Below are 16,097 nucleotides of genomic sequence, written 5' to 3' on the forward strand. Positions count from 1 at the left end.
CTCACGTGAGGGTAGGGTTGAGCGCGATGACGACCCTCACCCACGCGCCGGCCGCCGCGAGCGTCCTGTCCGCACTCCGCTCGCCCCGACTCCTGACGCGGGAGGTGTTGGCGGGCATCGTCACCGCGCTCGCCCTCATCCCGGAGGCGATCTCGTTCTCGGTGGTCGCCGGCGTCGACCCGGCGGTCGGGCTGTTCTCCAGCGTCATCATCGCCGTGGTCATCGCGATCGTCGGCGGCCGGCCGGCCATGGTGTCTGCAGCAGCGGGTTCCGTCGCCCTGGTGATCGCACCGCTGGTCCGTGACCACGGGATCTCCTACCTCGTCCCGACGATCGTGCTCGGCGGCGTGATCCAGCTCGTGCTCGGGTTCCTCGGGGTGGCACGGCTGATGCGGTTCATCCCGCGCAGCGTCAACGTCGCCTTCGTGAACGCGCTCGCGATCCTGATCTTCACGGCGCAGCTCCCGAACCTGTTCGGCCACGACGTGCCGCTGGTGGTCTGGCCGCTGACCGCGCTCGGCGTCGCGATCATCGTCGGGTTCCCGTTCCTCACGAAGGCGGTCCCGGCGCCGCTCATCGCAGTCGTCGTGATCACCGTCATCACGATCGTGTTCAGCGTCGCCGTGCCGACCGTCGGGGACGAGGGGGCGCTGCCGACCGCGCTGCCGGGGTTCAACGGCATCACGGTCCCGATCTCGTTCGAGACGCTCACGATCATCGCCCCGTACGCGTTCGGCATGGCGATCGTCGGGCTCATCGAGACGCTGCTCACGGCGCAGCTCGTCGACGCCATCACCGAGACCGGGTCGAGCAAGTGGCGCGAGTCATGGGGGCAGGGCATCGCGAACATCGCGTCGGCCTTCTTCGGTGGGACCGGTGGCTGCGCGATGATCGGCCAGACCGTCATCAACGTGAAGACCGCGGGGGCCCGCACCCGGATCTCGACCTTCGTCGCCGGTGCATCGGTGCTCGTGCTCACCATCGTGCTGCACGACGTCGTCGCCCGGATCCCGATGGCCGCGCTGACCGCGGTGATGCTCATGGTCTGCGTCGCGACCTTCGACTGGCACAGCATCCGCCCGCGGACCCTCGGGCGGATGCCGCTCGGGGAGACCGCCGTGATGGTGATCACCGTGGTCGTCGTGGTCGCCACGAACAACCTCGCGACCGGGGTGCTCGTGGGTGTCGTCGTCGCGGCGCTCGTGTTCGCCCGCCGGGTCGCGCACGTGGTCGAGGTGGTCCGCGAGCCGGTGGACGAGCGGACCGTGCGGTACCGGGTCCGCGGTGCGCTGTTCTTCGCGTCGTCGAACGATCTCGTCACCCGGTTCTCCTACGCCGAGGACCCGGAGCACGTCGTCATCGACATGTCCGAGGCGCACGTGTTCGACGCCAGCACGGTGGCCGCCCTCGACGGGGTCGAGCAGCGGTTCGCGAAGCACGGCTCGAGCGTCGAGGTGGTGAACCTGAACACGGGTTCGGTCGCGCTGCACGGCAGGCTCTCCGGACACCTCGGCTGAACGGTCCCGAAGCCGTCAATCGCCTGTGTGGGCAGTGGGAACAGCTGCGCGACCTAGACTGGAACCCATGCCCGCGACCCGAATCCACCTCGTGCGGCACGGCGAGGTACACAATCCGGACCGTGTGCTCTACGGGCGACTCCCGGGCTTCGGACTGAGCGAGCTCGGGCACCGGATGGCCGCAGCGTCCGCCACCGCGTGGAAGGACGCCGGCGTCGACGTCCGCCGGATCGTGGCCTCGCCGCTCCAGCGCACGCAGGAGTCCGCGGCACCGTGGTCCGCCGCGTACGGCCTCGACGTCACCCTGGACGAACGGCTCATCGAGCCGACGAACCGGTACGAGGGACAGCCTCCCGGCTTCACGAAGCGATCCATCCGGAAGCCGTCGGAGTGGCCGTGGATCGCGAACCCGCTGCGACCGAGCTGGGGCGAGGCCTACGAGTCCATCGCCAACCGCATGCTCGCCGCGGTCGCCACCGCGTGGGAGAGCGTCGACGAGGGCGATGTCGTCCTCGTCAGCCACCAGCTCCCGATCTGGATGGTGCACCGGCGCCTGGCGGGGGAGCCGCTCTGGCACGACCCGCGGAAGCGCCGCTGCGACCTGTCGAGCATCACGACGCTGGAGCGCGTGCCCGCCACCCTGGGCGGCCGGTTCACCGAGGTCGGGTACGCCGACCCCGCACAGGAACTCCGGGGGACCGCCATCGACGAAGGAGCAGTGTGATCGTCCGCAGTCTCAAGAAGCGGTTCGTCGCGGTCGGGGCGCTCGCCGTCGTCGCCGCGATCGCCCTCACGGGGTGCTCGGGTGGCAGCGACTCGCTGTCGAAGCAGTACGGCAGCGGCACGACGCAGAACTACATCTCCGGTGATGGTGCGGTGACCGAGGTCGCCGCCGACAAGCGCACCGACGCGGTCGACTTCTCCGCGACGACCTCCGACGGCGACACCGTCTCGGCGAAGGCCCTGCGCGGCAAGGTCGTCGTCCTGAACTTCTGGTACGCCAGCTGCCCGCCCTGCCGTGCCGAGGCGAAGTACCTCAACAAGGTGCAGGCGGAGTACGCAGACGATGACGTCCAGTTCATCGGCGTGAACGTCCGTGACCAGAAGGCCACCGCAGCCGCGTTCGAGCGGACGTTCGGCGTGCAGTACCCGACGGTGCTCGACGCCGACAAGGGCACCATGCAGCTCGCGCTCTCCGGGCAGATCGCACCGAACGCCGTGCCCGCCACGATCGTCCTCGACACGAAGGGCCGGGTCGCCGCCCGCGTCCTCGGCGCGGTCGACGGCACGAGCATCCTCGAGACCCTGGTGGGCGACGAGCTCGACGGCGGCAAGGCCTCCTGACCTGTGGACAGCAACCCCTTCTCCGACGCGATCCTCAGTGGTCAGATGTACGTGGCGCTGCCCGTCGCACTGCTCGCCGGGCTCGTGTCGTTCCTCTCGCCGTGCGTGCTGCCGCTCGTCCCCGGGTACCTCGGGTACGTCAGCGGCGTCGCCGACGGCGGCTCGAGGTCACGCGGACGTGTCGTCCTCGGGGTGCTGCTCTTCGTCCTCGGCTTCACCGCGGTCTTCGTGGCGTACACGACCGTCTTCGGCGCACTCGGCTTCTGGCTGGTGCGCTGGCGTGACCTCATCACCCAGGTCCTCGGCGTCGTGGTCATCCTGATGGGCCTCGTGTTCATCGGGCGGTTCACGTTCCTGCAGCGCACGCTGAAGCCGTCGTGGACCCCCGCGACCGGACTCGTCGGGGCGCCGCTCCTCGGCATCGTGTTCGGCCTCGGCTGGACCCCGTGCCTCGGCCCGACCCTCGCCGCGATCAACCTGCTCAGCGTCCAGTCCGGCAGCGCCTGGCAGGGGATGTGGCTCGGGGTGGCCTACTGCCTCGGTCTCGGCATCCCGTTCCTGCTCGTGGCACTCGGCGCCGGGTGGGCAGCGGGAGCGATCCGCGCCGTGAAGCGCCACATGCGCATCGTCAACATCATCGGAGGAGCGATCCTGATCGTCATCGGTCTGCTCATGGTCACCGGCATCTGGTCGGCCGTCATGTCGAGCGTCGGGGCGGTGATCCAGAGCTATGTCCCGGCAGTCTGACACCGACGCGAGCAGGGTCGAGAACGGCACCGAGTCCGACCCGATGCGCCCGTCCGACCACGTCGACGGCGCCGGCCCCGGCGACGGCGGCGTGAACCAGCCGAAGCTCGGCTTCGTCGGCTACGTCCGCTTCTTCTGGCGCCAGCTGACCAGCATGCGCACCGCGCTGTTCCTGCTGATGATGCTCGCCCTCGCGGCGATCCCGGGGTCCCTCGTGCCGCAGCGCACCGCGGACCCGAACGGTGTCGTCCAGTACAAGGCCGACCACGCGACGCTCTACCCGATCCTCGACAAGCTGCAGGTCTTCGACACCTACACCTCGGTGTGGTTCTCGGCGATCTACCTGCTGCTCTTCGTGTCGCTCATCGGCTGCATCATCCCCCGCACCAGGCACCACTGGCAGGCGCTCCGCACCCGCCCGCCGAAGACGCCGGTCCGCCTGACGCGACTCGCCGGGTTCCGCACCGTGGCCGTGGAGCCGGACACGATGGCGGACGGCGCCGCGGAGACGGACCCGGCCACGGGCCTCCCGTCGGTCGAACGCGCCGTGACGCGCGCGATGGCGCTGCTGAAGCGCTCCGGGTACCGCGTCGAGCGGTTCGGCGACTCGGTGAGCGCGGAGCGCGGCTACCTCCGTGAGACCGGCAACCTGGTGTTCCACGCGGCGCTCGTCGGGGTCCTCGTGGCGGTCGGCATCGGCGGTGGCTTCGGCTACACCGGTCAGCGCCTGCTGGTCGAGGGCCAGACCTTCTCGAACGTGCTCGGCTCGTACGACTCGTTCAACCCGGGCCGCTGGTTCCAGCAGACCGACCTCAAGGGCTACAACCTGACGCTCGACAAGTTCGTCACGAAGTACGAGGAGCGGAACCTCAACGCCCTCGGCCAGGCGACGGACTACTCGGCCACCGTGACGAGCAAGGAGAAGGGCGGCGAGTCGAAGACCAGCCGTCTCGGCGTCAACGAGCCGCTGTCGATCGGCGGCACGAACGTCTACCTCCTCGGCAACGGCTACGCGATGCAGGTCACGATCCGCGACGGCGACGGCAACGTGGCGTTCAAGGACGACGTGCCGTTCCTGCCTGCCGACGCGAACTACACCTCCACCGGCGTCATCAAGGTGCCGGACGCGTCGCCGGACCAGCTCGGCATGGTCGGGTTCTTCTACCCGACGGCGGTCAAGCAGACCACCGGTGCGTACGCGTCGACCTACCCGGACACCGAGAACCCGCTGCTGACGCTGCAGGTGTACGAGGGTGACCTCGGCCTCGACGACGGCGTCCCGCGCAGCGTGTACCAGCTCGACACCAAGGGGCTGACGCAGATCGCCGGCACCAAGGCGGACACGAAGAGCATCGAGCTGAAGCCGGGGCAGACCAAGACGCTGCCGAAGGGCGCGGGGTCGATCACCTTCGACGGCGTCAAGCGCTACGTCTCCCTCGACGTCCACCACGACCCGTCGCAGCTGTTCGTCGGCGGGTTCGCGATCCTCAGCGTCCTCGGGCTGCTGACGTCGCTCTTCGTCCCGCGCCGTCGCGTGTGGGTGAAGGTCGTGCCCCGCACGGGCGCCGAGCACGGCGAGTACGACCTCGAGTACGCGGGGCTGGCCCGCGGCGAGGACCCCAATCTCGAACGGGCCGTGGCGGACATCGCCACGCGGCACGTGTCGGACCTCGGAGTTAGGATGCCCTCGTGAACGACATGACGACGACCCTCGCGACCTACTCGGTCGTGCTCACGTACTCGGCGATGGCCGTCTACGTGGTCGCGTTCATCGCGTTCGCGCTGGACATGGCCAAGCGCGCGGGCGAAGTGACGGTCGCCGCGACCGACGCCGCCGCCCCCGCGGTGGAACGCCAGGCGAAGACCGTCGCCACCGTGCAGGGCGGCACCGTCGTGCTCGAGCGCGTCGAAGCCCCCGCGAAGACCGGTTCCGGTCGTCGCGGGTCGCGGTTCGAACGCGTCGGCATGGCGATGACGATCCTGGCGCTCGTGCTGCACATCGGCTCGATCGTCCTCCGGGGCATCGCCGCCGACCGTGTGCCGTGGGGCAACATGTTCGAGTTCTCGCTGACGGGCACCGGCCTGATCATCGCGATCTTCCTGCTCGTCCAGTTCTGGCAGAACCTCAAGTTCCTCGGGGTGTTCATCACCGGCCTGACGCTGATCCTGCTCGGCATCGCCACGGTGAACTACTACGTGCCCGTCGTCCCGCTGCAGCCCGCGCTGCAGTCCTACTGGCTCGTGATCCACGTCTTCGTCGCGATCTCCGGCACCGGGTTCTTCGCGCTCGGCGCGGGGCTCGCGGTGTCGCAGCTCGTGCAGACGTACCGCCTCGGGCACTCCGGCGCCGCCAAGAAGCTCCGCTTCATGGAGACCCTGCCCGACGCCGACCGGCTGGAGGTCCTGACCTACCGCGTGCTGCTCGTCGGCTTCGTGCTCTGGACCTTCACGCTCATCGCCGGCGCCATCTGGGCCGAGCGTGCGTGGGGTCGCTACTGGGGCTGGGACACCAAGGAAGTCTGGACCTTCATCATCTGGGTGGTCTACGCGGGCTACATCCACGCTCGTGCGACGCGCGGCTGGCGTGGGGCGCGGTCGTCCTGGCTGGCCCTGATCGGGTTCGCCGCGGTGATGTTCAACTTCTCCGTCGTCAACGTGTTCTTCAAGGGGCTGCACAGCTACTCCGGCCTGTGAGCAGCTGAAGTCCGCCGACATGTCGGCACCGGCCTGGAGGCGCGGTGCGGGTCCGTCCCGCACCGCGCCTCCGTCGTTCTCCCCCCCCCCCACGCCTCACCCCCGTGGTGAGATCGCAGTTCGCGTCGCCTCGGCAGCGCCGGACCGACAGAAACTGCGATCTCGGCGCAGGGAGCGCGGGGCGCGCGGCGCGCGGCGCGGCGCGGGCGCGCGGCGCGGGGCGCGCGGGGCGCGCGGGCGCGCGCGGGCGCGCGGCGCGCGGCGCGGCGCGCTACGCGGCGGCGCGCAGCGCCGCGTGCACGCGCGCGAGGCGGGCGCGCCACCACGCGTCCCGCTCGGGCGGGGCACCGAACCGGGCCAGCAGCTCGGGTGAGACGTCGACGCGGCGCACCCCGATCCTCCCGTCGGTGGGCAGCAGCGGGTCGGCGGTGACGTCACCCTCGAACATCACGGCGGTCCCGAGGCCCGCGGCGTAGCCCGGGCTCATCGCCGCCGCGGCGAGGAACGCCCCCATCCCGAGCCCGACGGACGTGTCCAGCGCGCTGGACACGACGCAGGGGAGCCCCGCCGCCGCGATCACCGAGCGCGCAGCGGTGATCCCACCGAGGGGCTGCGCCTTGACGACGAGGACGTCGGCGGCTCCGGCTCGGGCGACGGCGAGCGGATCGGAGGCCTTCCGGACGCTCTCGTCCGCCGCGATCGGCACGCCGAGGCCGGCGATCCGGGCCCGGAGCTGCGCGAGCTCGGGAACGGTGCGGCAGGGCTGTTCGGCGTACTGCAGGTCGAACGGAGCGAGCTGCTCGAGCGCGGCCGTGGCCTGCTCGACGCTCCACAGGCCGTTCGCGTCGACGCGGACGGCAGCGGTGGGTCCCATGACGCGGCGCACCTCGGCGACCCGGGCGACGTCGTCCGCGATCGTGGTGCCCGGTTCGGCGACCTTGACCTTCGCGGTCGTGCAGCCGGGGTAGCGCGCGAGCAGGTCCTCGACGGCACCGGGGTCGATCGCCGGGACGGTGGCGTTCACCGGGACGGACGCCGCCGCCGGAGCATGCGCGGTCCAGCCGAAGTCGATCGCGCCCCGGAGCCAGGCGGCGGCCTCGGCGTCGTCGTACTCGACGAACGGGGAGAACTCCGTCCAGCCTTCCGGGCCGCGGAGGACGACGGCTTCCCTCGTGGTGATGCCGCGGAACCGGACCCGCATCGGGAGGGCCACGACGTGGGCGTCGGCGAGGAGTTCGGCGAGGTCGGGGAGCACGCTCCCATCCTCGCAGCGGACCTCACGGTTCCTCGGAGCCGACCGCCAGGGCGGGGCATTAGCATGCATCGGTCGGCCTCGGTCGACGGCCGACACGACGACCAGAGGGAGGCTCCGTGGCGCCTGATCCGCAGCAGCGGTCGTCACGCGCATCCGGAGCCGGAGCGTCGGGCGCACGGGCACCCGGAGCCCGAGCCGGGACTCCCCGGACGGGCCAGCCGCGCGCCGGCACGGACGAGTTCGCCCGGCTCATGCGGAGCAACACCGTCGACGTCCGGCAGCAGGGTCGGACCCGCCGCCGCCGGAACCCGGTCGTCGGCAAGATCGCCTTCGGTCTGGCGATCGTCTCCGCCGCGGTGGACGCCAGCGCGTTCGCGGTGTTCATGGGCGGCGACACGAAGTTCGCGTTCGGGATCTGCTTCGTCGTGGTGTTCCTGACCCTCATCGCCGCGGTTCTCGGGTTCATCGCCGCGGTCGGCGGATTCGGCCGCTGGTACGGCGCGATCGGCGTCGTCGTGGCGTTCTTCGCGAACCCGGTGATCCTCATCGTGCTCGTCGTGATGGTGGCTCCCGAACTCCTCACCGACATGGGGGCCTAGGGCACCGGCGATAGGTTGGGTGCATGCCCGACACCGTGTCCGACCTGTTCGACCCCGACGTCTGGACGACCGCCCCGGCGGCCGCGTCCTTCACCGACATCACGTACCACAAGCACGTGTCGCAGGGCATCGTGCGCATCGCGTTCGACCGCCCCGAGGTCCGCAACGCCTTCCGTCCCCGCACCGTCGACGAGCTCTACCGCGCACTCGACGACGCCCGGCAGGACCCCCGCGTCGGTGTCGTCCTGCTCACGGGCAACGGCCCGAGCCCGAAGGACGGCGGCTGGGCCTTCTGCTCCGGCGGTGACCAGCGGATCCGTGGACGGAGCGGCTACCAGTACGTCGGCGACGAGGGTGCTCCGCCGGAGGGCGTCGACCCCGCTGCGGCGCAGGCGTCGATGGGCCGGCTGCACATCCTCGAGGTCCAGCGGCTCATCCGGATGATGCCGAAGGTCGTCATCGCGGTCGTCCCCGGGTGGGCGGCCGGCGGTGGGCACTCGCTGCACGCGATCTGCGACCTGACGATCGCCAGCGCCGAGCACGGGAAGTTCAAGCAGACCGATGCCGACGTCGGTTCGTTCGACGGCGGGTACGGCAGCGCCTACTACGCCAAGCAGATCGGGCAGAAGCTCGCGAGAGAGGTCTTCTTCCTCGCCGAGGAGTACTCCGCGCAGCGCGCCTACGAGATGGGTGCCGTCAACCGGGTCGTCCCGCACGAGGAGCTCGAGCGTGAGGCCATCCGCTGGGGCGAGATCATCCTCGGCAAGTCCCCGACGGCGATCCGGATGCTCAAGTACGCGTTCAACGCGGTCGACGACGGCATGGTCGGCCAGCAGGTCTTCGCGGGCGAGGCCACCCGTCTCGCCTACGGCACCGACGAGGCGGTCGAGGGCCGCGACTCCTTCCTCGAGAAGCGCAAGCCCGAGTGGACGTCGTTCCCCTGGCACTACTGATGGTCCGGCCACTGGTCGCGCTGGGCACGTCGGACCCGTCGGCGGTGCTCCGCGGCCTGGAGGCTGCCCTCGCCGGCGGCCCCGCGCTGCTCCCCGTCGCCGAGGGCGCTCCGGCACTGCCGACGCCGGCTCCGGCCGACGTCCCGCGGCGGGTCGCCCTGGTCGTCGAGACGAGTGGGTCCACCGGCACCGGCAAGCGCGTGGCGCTGTCCTCCGAGTCGCTCCTCGCCGGTGCTGCCGCCGCCGACGCGGCGCTCGGCGGCCCGGGTGGCTGGGTGCTGGCGTTGCCGACCCACTACATCGCGGGCCTCAACGTCCTGACGCGGTCGGTCGCCGCGGGGACCACCCCGTCGATCGTGGCACCGGGGCACTTCGACGCGGCGGCGTTCGCGGACGCCGCCGACCGGCTCGTCACCGGACCGGCCGCGCCGCGTCGGTACACCTCGCTCGTGCCGGTGCAGCTCGCCCGGGTGCTCGACGACGAGCGTGCGACGTCCGCCCTCGCCGGGTTCGACGCGGTGCTCGTCGGTGGGCAGGCGACGCCGGCCCCGCTCCGGCAGCGCGCCGTCGAAGCGGGCGTGCACGTCGTCACGACGTACGGCGCGAGCGAGACGAGCGGGGGCTGCGTGTACGACGGCGTCCCGTTCGGCACCGTCGGCACCGAGCTCGTCGACGGGGAGCTCTGGCTCCGCGGTCCGATGCTCGCCGAGGGGTACCTCGGTGACGACGAGCGCACCGCATCGACGTTCGTGGAGCGGGACGGCCACCGGTGGTACCGCACGGGGGACGCCGCGACGATCGAGGACGGCACGGTGCGGGTGCTCGGACGCCTCGACGACGTCGTCATCTCCGGCGGCGAGAAGGTCCCGCTCGGCCTGGTCGAGCGCCTCGTCCGCGAGCTGCCCGGTCAGGAGTCCGCGGTGGTGACCCGGCGGGCGTCGGGGGAGTGGGGCGAGGTGCCGGTCGTCGTCACGGCATGCCCGCTCGACCTGGAGCGCGTCCGGGACCACATCGGTGCCGCCCTCGGCCGGGCCGCCCGACCGGCGGAGGTGCTGGTGGTGGACGAGGTGCCGATGCTCGCGTCGGGCAAGCCGGACCGCCGCGCGATCCGCTCGCTCGCCGATCCGTCAGCGGCTTCATAGCGGTGCGGAGCGTCGAGTCCGCGCAGCCCGAATAGGATTGACGGTCGTGGCACGATCGAAGAACGAGACCCAGAAGCAGGGCCGCTCCGGCAACCCGGCGAAGGCAGCTGCCCCGGCACGCACGAAGCGACGGGCGACCGCCAGCGACTGGATCGGCGGCGCACGGCTCCGCACCCTGACGCTCGGTGTCGTCCCGGTCGTGCTCGGCACGGCCGTGGCCTTCGTGGACAGCGGGATCACCGGCGACTTCGGCGACTACATCGCGAAGGACGGCCACCTCGCGATCGCCCTGCTCGCCCTCGCCGTGGCACTGTTCCTGCAGATCGGTGTGAACTACAGCAACGACTACTCCGACGGGGTCCGGGGCACGGACGAGTTCCGCGTCGGCCCCGCCCGGCTCACCGGCGCCGGCCTGGCGAAGCCCCGCACGGTGCTGACCGTCGCGCTGACGTTCTTCGGCCTCGCGGCCGTCGCCGGCATCGTCATCGTGGTGCTCACCCAGCTGTGGTGGCTGCTCCTCGTCGGTGCCGCGGCGATCGTCGCCGCCTGGTTCTACACCGGCGGCAAGAAGCCCTACGGCTACAACGCGCTCGGCGAGGTCTTCGTCTTCGTGTTCTTCGGCCTCGTCGCGGTCCTCGGCACCCAGTACGTGCAGATCCGGGAGATCACGCACAGCGGCTGGGCGGCGGCGATCGCGGCCGGGTTCTTCGCCTGCGCGGTCCTGATGGTGAACAACATCCGCGACATCGACGAGGACCGGCTCGCCGGCAAGCGGACCCTGGCGGTCGTCGTCGGCCGTCCGGTCGCCCGCGTGCTCTACGGCGTGTTCCTGATGCTGCCGTACGTCGCGCTGCTCTGGTTCGTGCTGCTGTACTTCCGAACCGGCTTCACGTACTTCTCGCTGCTGCTGGCGCTGCCGGCACTCGCGATCGGGGTGTCCTCGCGGAAGCCGCGCGAGCTCATCACGGCGCTCCAGCTGTCGTCGTTCGCGTCGCTGGCGTTCGGCCTGGTGCTCGGCATCACGCTGGCCCTGCAGCCGTAGGCCCTGCGGCGGTCGACGCCGGAGCCTGGGCGCGGGAGCGGCTCAGTCGGCGGTCGGGTGGTCCCGGCGCTCGGCGTGTCGATCGGCGTCCGAGACCGGCCGCGCGGTGGGGGCGTCGGTGTCCTCGGCGTCGACGAAGTCGTCCTCGAAGTCCGAGTCGGCGTCGCGCTCCGGACGCCCGCGCCGGTTCGCGAGGTTCGTCGTCACCTGGCCGCGCAACCGGGGCAGTGCGATGTACGACACGAGCAGCCCGATGAGGGCCGCGCCGATCGTGGCCCAGTACCAGGGCAGCCCGATCACGAACAGCACGACGAGCGCCGCCGCGAAGATGCCGAGACGGGCGAGGGTGTAGACGAGCCACGCTTTCACGCGGCAAGTCTACGGACGCCCGACCGTGAGGTCGGTCACAGCCTCACGACGTACGCTGCACCGCATGATCCGCTTGTGGCTCGTCGTCGTCGTCGCCGCCGTGGCGTTCACGGTGTACGCGCTCATCGACTGTGCGACGATGCCGAAGCAGCGCATCCGGTCGCTCCGTCGCGGTCTCTGGCTGCTGCTCATCGTGATCCTGCCCGTCGTCGGCAGCCTGCTGTGGTTCGTCCTCGGTCGTGCACCTGCCGCTCCGGAGCGCACGGCCCGGTACCGTGGTCCCGAAGACGACCCGGACTTCCTCGGCGAGCAGGCTCCCGAGCGGCCCCGCACGGACAAGGACCAGGACGACGCGACCCTCCGAAACCTCGAAGAACAGTTCCACGACACGGACGACGACGGCCGCACCGATCGCTGACGGCGACGGACACCCCGCGTCCGGCAGTCCGGCGTCGGACTTCGCCCTCGCGCTGCTGCAGGAGTTCGCCCGCGCCGGTGTGACCGAGGTCGTGGTCAGCCCGGGCTCACGCTCCCAGGCGCTGGCCCTCGCCGCCGTCGCGCTCGAACGCGCCGGCGGCATCACCGTGCACGTCCGTCTCGACGAGCGGACCGCCGGGTTCTTCGCGCTCGGCCTGGCGATCGAGACCGGCCGACCCGCGCTGGTCGTCACGACTTCGGGCACCGCCGTCGCGAACCTGCACCCGGCCGTGCTCGAAGCGCACCACTCCGGCGTGCCGATGATCGTCGTGTCCGCCGACCGGCCGAGCGAACTCCGCGGCATCGGCAGCAACCAGACCACCGTGCAGCCCGGCATCTTCGCCGACGCGGTGTCGTTCGTCCGGGAAGTCGAGGCGCCGACCGCCCACGGCGTCGACGACGGCACCCGCGAGGTCGTCCGGGGCATCGCCCGCGAAGCCGTGGCCGCCGCCTCCGGACACACCGGTCAGCCCGGTCCGGCCCAGGTGAACGTGGCGTTCCGTGAACCCCTGTCGGCCACACTGCACGACGTCGCGGGCGTCCCCGATGACGAGATCGACACCGCCTACGCCACCCGACGCGTGCACACCGGCCTGCCCGTCGCGGAACTCACGCCGGACGACGACCCCGCGACGGTGGTGATCGCCGGGCACGACGCCGGCGAGGACGCCGAGCGGGTCGCGTGGGAGCTCGGTGCGCCGCTGCTGGCTGAGGTGTCGAGCGGGGCGCGCTACGGCCGGAACCTCGTCGTCACCTACCGCGAGCTGCTCCGCGACCCGGAGTTCGGCGGCCGGGTCCGCCGCGCCGTCGTGCTCGGACACCCGACGCTCAGCCGAGAGGTCCCGGCGCTCCTGCAGCGCGACGACGTCGAGGTGGTGACCGTCCGTGGGGCGGGGGCCGACCCGTACGAGCCGAGCCGAGCCTCCCGTCCGGACGAACCGACCACGCTCGTGTCCGACGTCCGCGTGACGGGCCGGACCAGCCCGGGACACCGTGCGTGGGTGGGACGCTGGGTCGCTGCCAGCCGTGCCGCACTCGGCGACGGCGACGCCGGGCCGGACCTCGACGCGAAGCGGTCCGAGGACCGCGCCGAGCGGAACCGGTTCCTCAAGGACGAGGTGGCGCTCCGTCGTCGACCCGTCGACCGCGCCATGCTCGCCGACGCCGTGTGGGGTGTGACCTGGCCGCACGACCGGCTCGTGCTCGGCGCGTCGCAGATCATCCGCGTCGCGGACGGCCGCGTCGCCGGCAAGAAGATCCGGGTGCACGCCAACCGTGGGCTCGCCGGCATCGACGGCACCGTCTCGACGGCACTCGGCATCGCCGCCGCGCTCGAGACGACACAGGCGGCGGGCGGAACGACACGGGTGCTGCTCGGCGACCTGACCCTGCTGCACGACGTCGGTGCACTGGTCACGGGCACCGAGGAACGGACCCAGCGGGTCCAGGTGGTCCTCGGCAACGACGAGGGCGGCGCGATCTTCCGCGGGCTCGAGGTGGCGGAGACCACCCCGGCCGCGGACATGCGGCGGATGATGACGACGCCGCAGCACGTCGACGTCGAGCGGGTCGTCACGGGGCTCGGGTGGGAGTACCGCCGGGCCGCGACCTGGGGCGACCTCGAACGGGTGCTCACCGACCCCGCCGAACGGGTCGTCATCGAGGTGCCGCTGGCCGACTGAGCGGCGCTGCGGCGGGCCGGGCGGTGCGCGTCGGCGCCGTTCCGCTACGCCAGTGCGTCGCGGATCGGGCGGAACTTCAGCGCGGTCTCGGCGACCTCGCGCGCCGGGTCCGACCCGCCGACGATGCCGGCACCGGCCCACGCGGTGACCGTCCCGTCGTCGTCGATCTGGGCGCTGCGGAGCGCGAGCATCCACTCGCCGTCACCCGACGCACCGAGCCAGCCGACCGGCCCGGCGTAGCGCCCGCGGTCGATGCCCTCGAGCTCCGCGACGAGCCGCATCGCGACGTCGGTCGGGGTCCCCGCGACCGCGGCCGTCGGGTGCAGCGCGTCGGCGATGTCGAGGGACGTCGTGTCCTCCGGCAGGGTGGCCTGCACGTCGCTGGCGAGGTGCCAGAGGTTCGGCAGCTGCAGCCGGAACGGCTCCGGGTCGACGCGGAGGTCCGCGGCGAGCGGTCGGAGCGCGTCGACGAGGGACGCGATGGCGAACGTGTGCTCCTCGACGTCCTTCGCGCTGGATGCCAGCGCCTCGGCGGCGGCCCGGTCCGAGACGGCGTCGTTCCCACGGGCCGCGCTGCCCGCGAGGACCCGCGCGGTCAAGCGGGTGCCGTCGGTGCGGGCGAGGGTCTCCGGGGTCGCGCCGACGAGCCCGTCCACCGCGAACGTCACGCACTGCGGGTACGTCGCGGCGAGGTCGAGGAGCAGCGCGCGGCGGTCGGCGCCGGCAGGGAGGGTGCCGACCAGGTCACGTGCGAGCACCACCTTGCGGGCATCGCCTGCGGTGATGCGGCGGACGGCCTCGGCGACGGATGCGGCGTAGGCGTCCTCGTCGATCCGGCCGGGAACGAGCGCGACCGACAGGTGCGGGCCGACGTGCGGCACCGGTACCGAGGTGCGCGTGAAGGTCAGGGGAGCGGGGTCCGGCGTCGTGTCGATCGCGGTCAGCCACGCCTTGCCGCGGCGGCGCCCCACGACGACACGGGGGACGATGAGCACGCTCGTCGCCGCGGAGTCGTCGGCGAACGCGAAGGCGCCGAAGGCCACGAGCCCGGAACCGCGGAGCTGCACCGGGTCGTCGACGACGGCACGCTCGACGATGTCGCGCCACACCTCGGCGGCGTCGCGCATCCGGGACGGGCCGGTGAACTCGAACCGCAGCGCCTCACCGATCCCGATGATGCCGTCGCCGTTGCGCACGAAGGCGAGCGGCTGGTCGGGGAGGGTGTGTCGGAGCACGGCGCCCGGGTCGTCGAGGATCCGGGTCGAGACCGTGAGCGGCGGAGCCGCCGTGGCGGTACGGGTCACGGACCGATCGTACGCGCCGGACCTGCCGGGCAGCGCCGCGCCGGACCTGCCGGGCAGCGCCGCGGCGGACCTGCCGGGCAGCGCCGCGCCGGATTCGCCGGGCAGCGCCGCGGCGGGTGTACCGGCAACGTACGGGACGGACCTCTAGGATTGGTCGGGTGAGCAGAGCGGACATGCACAAGCGGCCGGACGAGGTGGCGGCCATGTTCGACGACGTCGCGGAGAAGTACGACCTGACCAACGACATCCTCTCCGCCGGCAACGCCCCGCTGTGGCGGGTCGCCACCGTGCGCGCCGTCGATCCCCAGCCCGGCGAGCGCGTGCTCGACATCGCGGCGGGCACCGGCACGAGCGCCGCGGCCCTGGCGAAGAAGGGCGCAGAGGTGAGCGCGCTCGACCTGTCGGCCGGGATGATCGCCGTCGGCCGTGAACGCCACCCGGAGATCACCTTCGTCGAGGGGGACGCGGAACACCTCCCGTTCGACGACGACACCTTCGACGCCGTCACGATCTCGTTCGGTCTCCGCAACGTGAACGACCCGATGCAGGCGCTCGGCGAGATGCTCCGGGTCCTGAAGCCCGGCGGCCGCGTCGTCATCTGCGAGTTCTCCACCCCGCCGCTCGCCGCGCTCCGGTTCGGCTACGGCACGTACCTCAAGCGCGTCCTCCCGGGCATCGCGCGCCTGTCGAGCAGCAACCCGGCGGCGTACCGCTACCTCGCCGAGTCGATCGAGGCATGGCCGGAGCAGCAGGTGCTCAGCCAGTGGCTCCGCGGCGTCGGGTTCACGATGGTGGCCTACCGCAACCTGACGGCCGGCATCGTCGCGCTGCACCGCGGCCGGAAGCCGGTCGCCGGCACGGTCCGCGAATCGGTCGCACGCCGCGCGAAGGCCCGGCGCGAGCACCAGGCCACCGGCGAACAGCCGCGCGTCGAGCCGACCGACGGCTGACCTGCCCCTCCATCCGCACACG

16 protein-coding genes are annotated in these 16,097 nt (G+C 71.9%); 13 read left to right on the forward strand and 3 right to left on the reverse strand.

The annotated features are described in order from the left end of the window. Positions 1-26 precede the first annotated feature (26 nt). The 6 genes from EDF24_RS08810 to ccsB all read left to right on the forward strand — a co-directional run bounded on the left by EDF24_RS08810 (position 27) and on the right by ccsB (position 6,302). On the forward strand, positions 27-1,517 hold the full coding sequence (locus EDF24_RS08810; protein ID WP_123655510.1) for a SulP family inorganic anion transporter: 1,491 nt from the start codon (positions 27-29) through the stop codon (positions 1,515-1,517). 67 nt (positions 1,518-1,584) lie between these two features. Then, positions 1,585-2,241 carry a histidine phosphatase family protein gene (locus tag EDF24_RS08815; protein WP_123655509.1) on the forward strand — a complete coding sequence of 219 codons (657 nt, stop codon included), beginning with the start codon at positions 1,585-1,587 and terminating at the stop codon, positions 2,239-2,241. Further along, on the forward strand, positions 2,238-2,861 hold the full coding sequence (locus EDF24_RS08820; protein ID WP_260233396.1) for a TlpA disulfide reductase family protein: 624 nt from the start codon (positions 2,238-2,240) through the stop codon (positions 2,859-2,861). The genes EDF24_RS08815 and EDF24_RS08820 overlap by 4 nt, the downstream gene beginning before the upstream one ends. A 45-nt stretch (positions 2,862-2,906) precedes the next feature. Further along, positions 2,907-3,608 (forward strand): cytochrome c biogenesis CcdA family protein, encoded by a 702-nt coding sequence (locus EDF24_RS08825; protein ID WP_123702646.1) that lies wholly within the window; start codon positions 2,907-2,909, stop codon positions 3,606-3,608. Positions 3,609-3,651: 43 nt separating this feature from the next. Beyond that, entirely contained in the window at positions 3,652-5,301 is a 1,650-nt protein-coding gene (locus tag EDF24_RS08830; protein WP_123702648.1) for a cytochrome c biogenesis protein ResB, read from the forward strand. A gap of 5 nt (positions 5,302-5,306) precedes the next feature. Continuing rightward, entirely contained in the window at positions 5,307-6,302 is a 996-nt protein-coding gene (gene ccsB, locus EDF24_RS08835) for a c-type cytochrome biogenesis protein CcsB (protein ID WP_123655980.1), read from the forward strand. 271 nt (positions 6,303-6,573) lie between these two features. On the opposite strand, the gene EDF24_RS08840 is transcribed toward ccsB, so the two are convergent. Then, positions 6,574-7,557 (reverse strand): o-succinylbenzoate synthase, encoded by a 984-nt coding sequence (locus EDF24_RS08840; RefSeq protein WP_123702284.1) that lies wholly within the window; start codon positions 7,555-7,557, stop codon positions 6,574-6,576. A gap of 251 nt (positions 7,558-7,808) precedes the next feature. Between EDF24_RS08840 and EDF24_RS08845 the strand changes: the two genes are divergently transcribed. Genes EDF24_RS08845 through EDF24_RS08860 form a run of 4 tightly spaced genes read left to right on the forward strand, consistent with a single transcriptional unit; the run spans position 7,809 to position 11,293 of the window. Further along, positions 7,809-8,156 (forward strand): hypothetical protein, encoded by a 348-nt coding sequence (locus EDF24_RS08845; RefSeq protein WP_123655507.1) that lies wholly within the window; start codon positions 7,809-7,811, stop codon positions 8,154-8,156. Between the two features lie 23 nt (positions 8,157-8,179). Continuing rightward, positions 8,180-9,109 carry a 1,4-dihydroxy-2-naphthoyl-CoA synthase gene (locus tag EDF24_RS08850; RefSeq protein ID WP_123702286.1) on the forward strand — a complete coding sequence of 310 codons (930 nt, stop codon included), beginning with the start codon at positions 8,180-8,182 and terminating at the stop codon, positions 9,107-9,109. Continuing rightward, on the forward strand, positions 9,109-10,251 hold the full coding sequence (locus tag EDF24_RS08855; RefSeq protein WP_123702288.1) for an AMP-binding protein: 1,143 nt from the start codon (positions 9,109-9,111) through the stop codon (positions 10,249-10,251). The genes EDF24_RS08850 and EDF24_RS08855 overlap by 1 nt, the downstream gene beginning before the upstream one ends. A 46-nt stretch (positions 10,252-10,297) precedes the next feature. Next, the gene (locus EDF24_RS08860) at positions 10,298-11,293 is read left to right on the forward strand and encodes a 1,4-dihydroxy-2-naphthoate polyprenyltransferase (RefSeq protein WP_243698237.1); all 996 of its coding nucleotides are present in this window, start codon (positions 10,298-10,300) and stop codon (positions 11,291-11,293) included. Between the two features lie 42 nt (positions 11,294-11,335). Here the strand turns inward: EDF24_RS08860 and EDF24_RS08865 are convergent, their stop codons facing one another. Further along, positions 11,336-11,662, reverse strand: coding sequence for a DUF4229 domain-containing protein (locus EDF24_RS08865; RefSeq protein WP_123702290.1), 327 nt, complete (start codon positions 11,660-11,662; stop codon positions 11,336-11,338). Positions 11,663-11,726: 64 nt separating this feature from the next. On the opposite strand from EDF24_RS08865, the gene EDF24_RS08870 reads away from it, so the two are divergent. Together EDF24_RS08870 and menD are read left to right on the forward strand one after the other, a co-directional pair. Further along, positions 11,727-12,080: a PLD nuclease N-terminal domain-containing protein gene (locus EDF24_RS08870; protein ID WP_123655503.1), complete on the forward strand. Its 354-nt coding sequence runs from the start codon at positions 11,727-11,729 to the stop codon at positions 12,078-12,080. A 55-nt stretch (positions 12,081-12,135) separates the two neighbouring features. Continuing rightward, positions 12,136-13,821 carry a 2-succinyl-5-enolpyruvyl-6-hydroxy-3-cyclohexene-1-carboxylic-acid synthase gene (gene menD, locus EDF24_RS08875; RefSeq protein ID WP_311316795.1) on the forward strand — a complete coding sequence of 562 codons (1,686 nt, stop codon included), beginning with the start codon at positions 12,136-12,138 and terminating at the stop codon, positions 13,819-13,821. A gap of 44 nt (positions 13,822-13,865) precedes the next feature. On the opposite strand, the gene EDF24_RS08880 is transcribed toward menD, so the two are convergent. Next, positions 13,866-15,125: an isochorismate synthase MenF gene (locus tag EDF24_RS08880; protein WP_123702292.1), complete on the reverse strand. Its 1,260-nt coding sequence runs from the start codon at positions 15,123-15,125 to the stop codon at positions 13,866-13,868. A gap of 158 nt (positions 15,126-15,283) precedes the next feature. Between EDF24_RS08880 and EDF24_RS08890 the strand changes: the two genes are divergently transcribed. Next, on the forward strand, positions 15,284-16,075 hold the full coding sequence (locus tag EDF24_RS08890; RefSeq protein WP_123655501.1) for a demethylmenaquinone methyltransferase: 792 nt from the start codon (positions 15,284-15,286) through the stop codon (positions 16,073-16,075). Positions 16,076-16,097: the final 22 nt, after the last annotated feature.

Source organism: Curtobacterium sp. PhB130, assembly GCF_003755165.1.
Lineage (GTDB): Bacteria > Actinomycetota > Actinomycetes > Actinomycetales > Microbacteriaceae > Curtobacterium.

Coding starts and splice junctions, on each gene's coding strand:
- EDF24_RS08850 (WP_123702286.1), top strand. CDS start 8,180: ATGCCCGACACCGTGTCCGACCTGTTCGACCCCGACGTCTGGACGACC.
- EDF24_RS08815 (WP_123655509.1), top strand. CDS start 1,585: ATGCCCGCGACCCGAATCCACCTCGTGCGGCACGGCGAGGTACACAAT.
- EDF24_RS08825 (WP_123702646.1), top strand. CDS start 2,907: ATGTACGTGGCGCTGCCCGTCGCACTGCTCGCCGGGCTCGTGTCGTTC.
- EDF24_RS08830 (WP_123702648.1), top strand. CDS start 3,652: ATGCGCCCGTCCGACCACGTCGACGGCGCCGGCCCCGGCGACGGCGGC.
- EDF24_RS08855 (WP_123702288.1), top strand. CDS start 9,109: ATGGTCCGGCCACTGGTCGCGCTGGGCACGTCGGACCCGTCGGCGGTG.
- ccsB (WP_123655980.1), top strand. CDS start 5,307: ATGACGACGACCCTCGCGACCTACTCGGTCGTGCTCACGTACTCGGCG.
- EDF24_RS08845 (WP_123655507.1), top strand. CDS start 7,809: ATGCGGAGCAACACCGTCGACGTCCGGCAGCAGGGTCGGACCCGCCGC.
- EDF24_RS08870 (WP_123655503.1), top strand. CDS start 11,727: ATGATCCGCTTGTGGCTCGTCGTCGTCGTCGCCGCCGTGGCGTTCACG.
- EDF24_RS08810 (WP_123655510.1), top strand. CDS start 27: ATGACGACCCTCACCCACGCGCCGGCCGCCGCGAGCGTCCTGTCCGCA.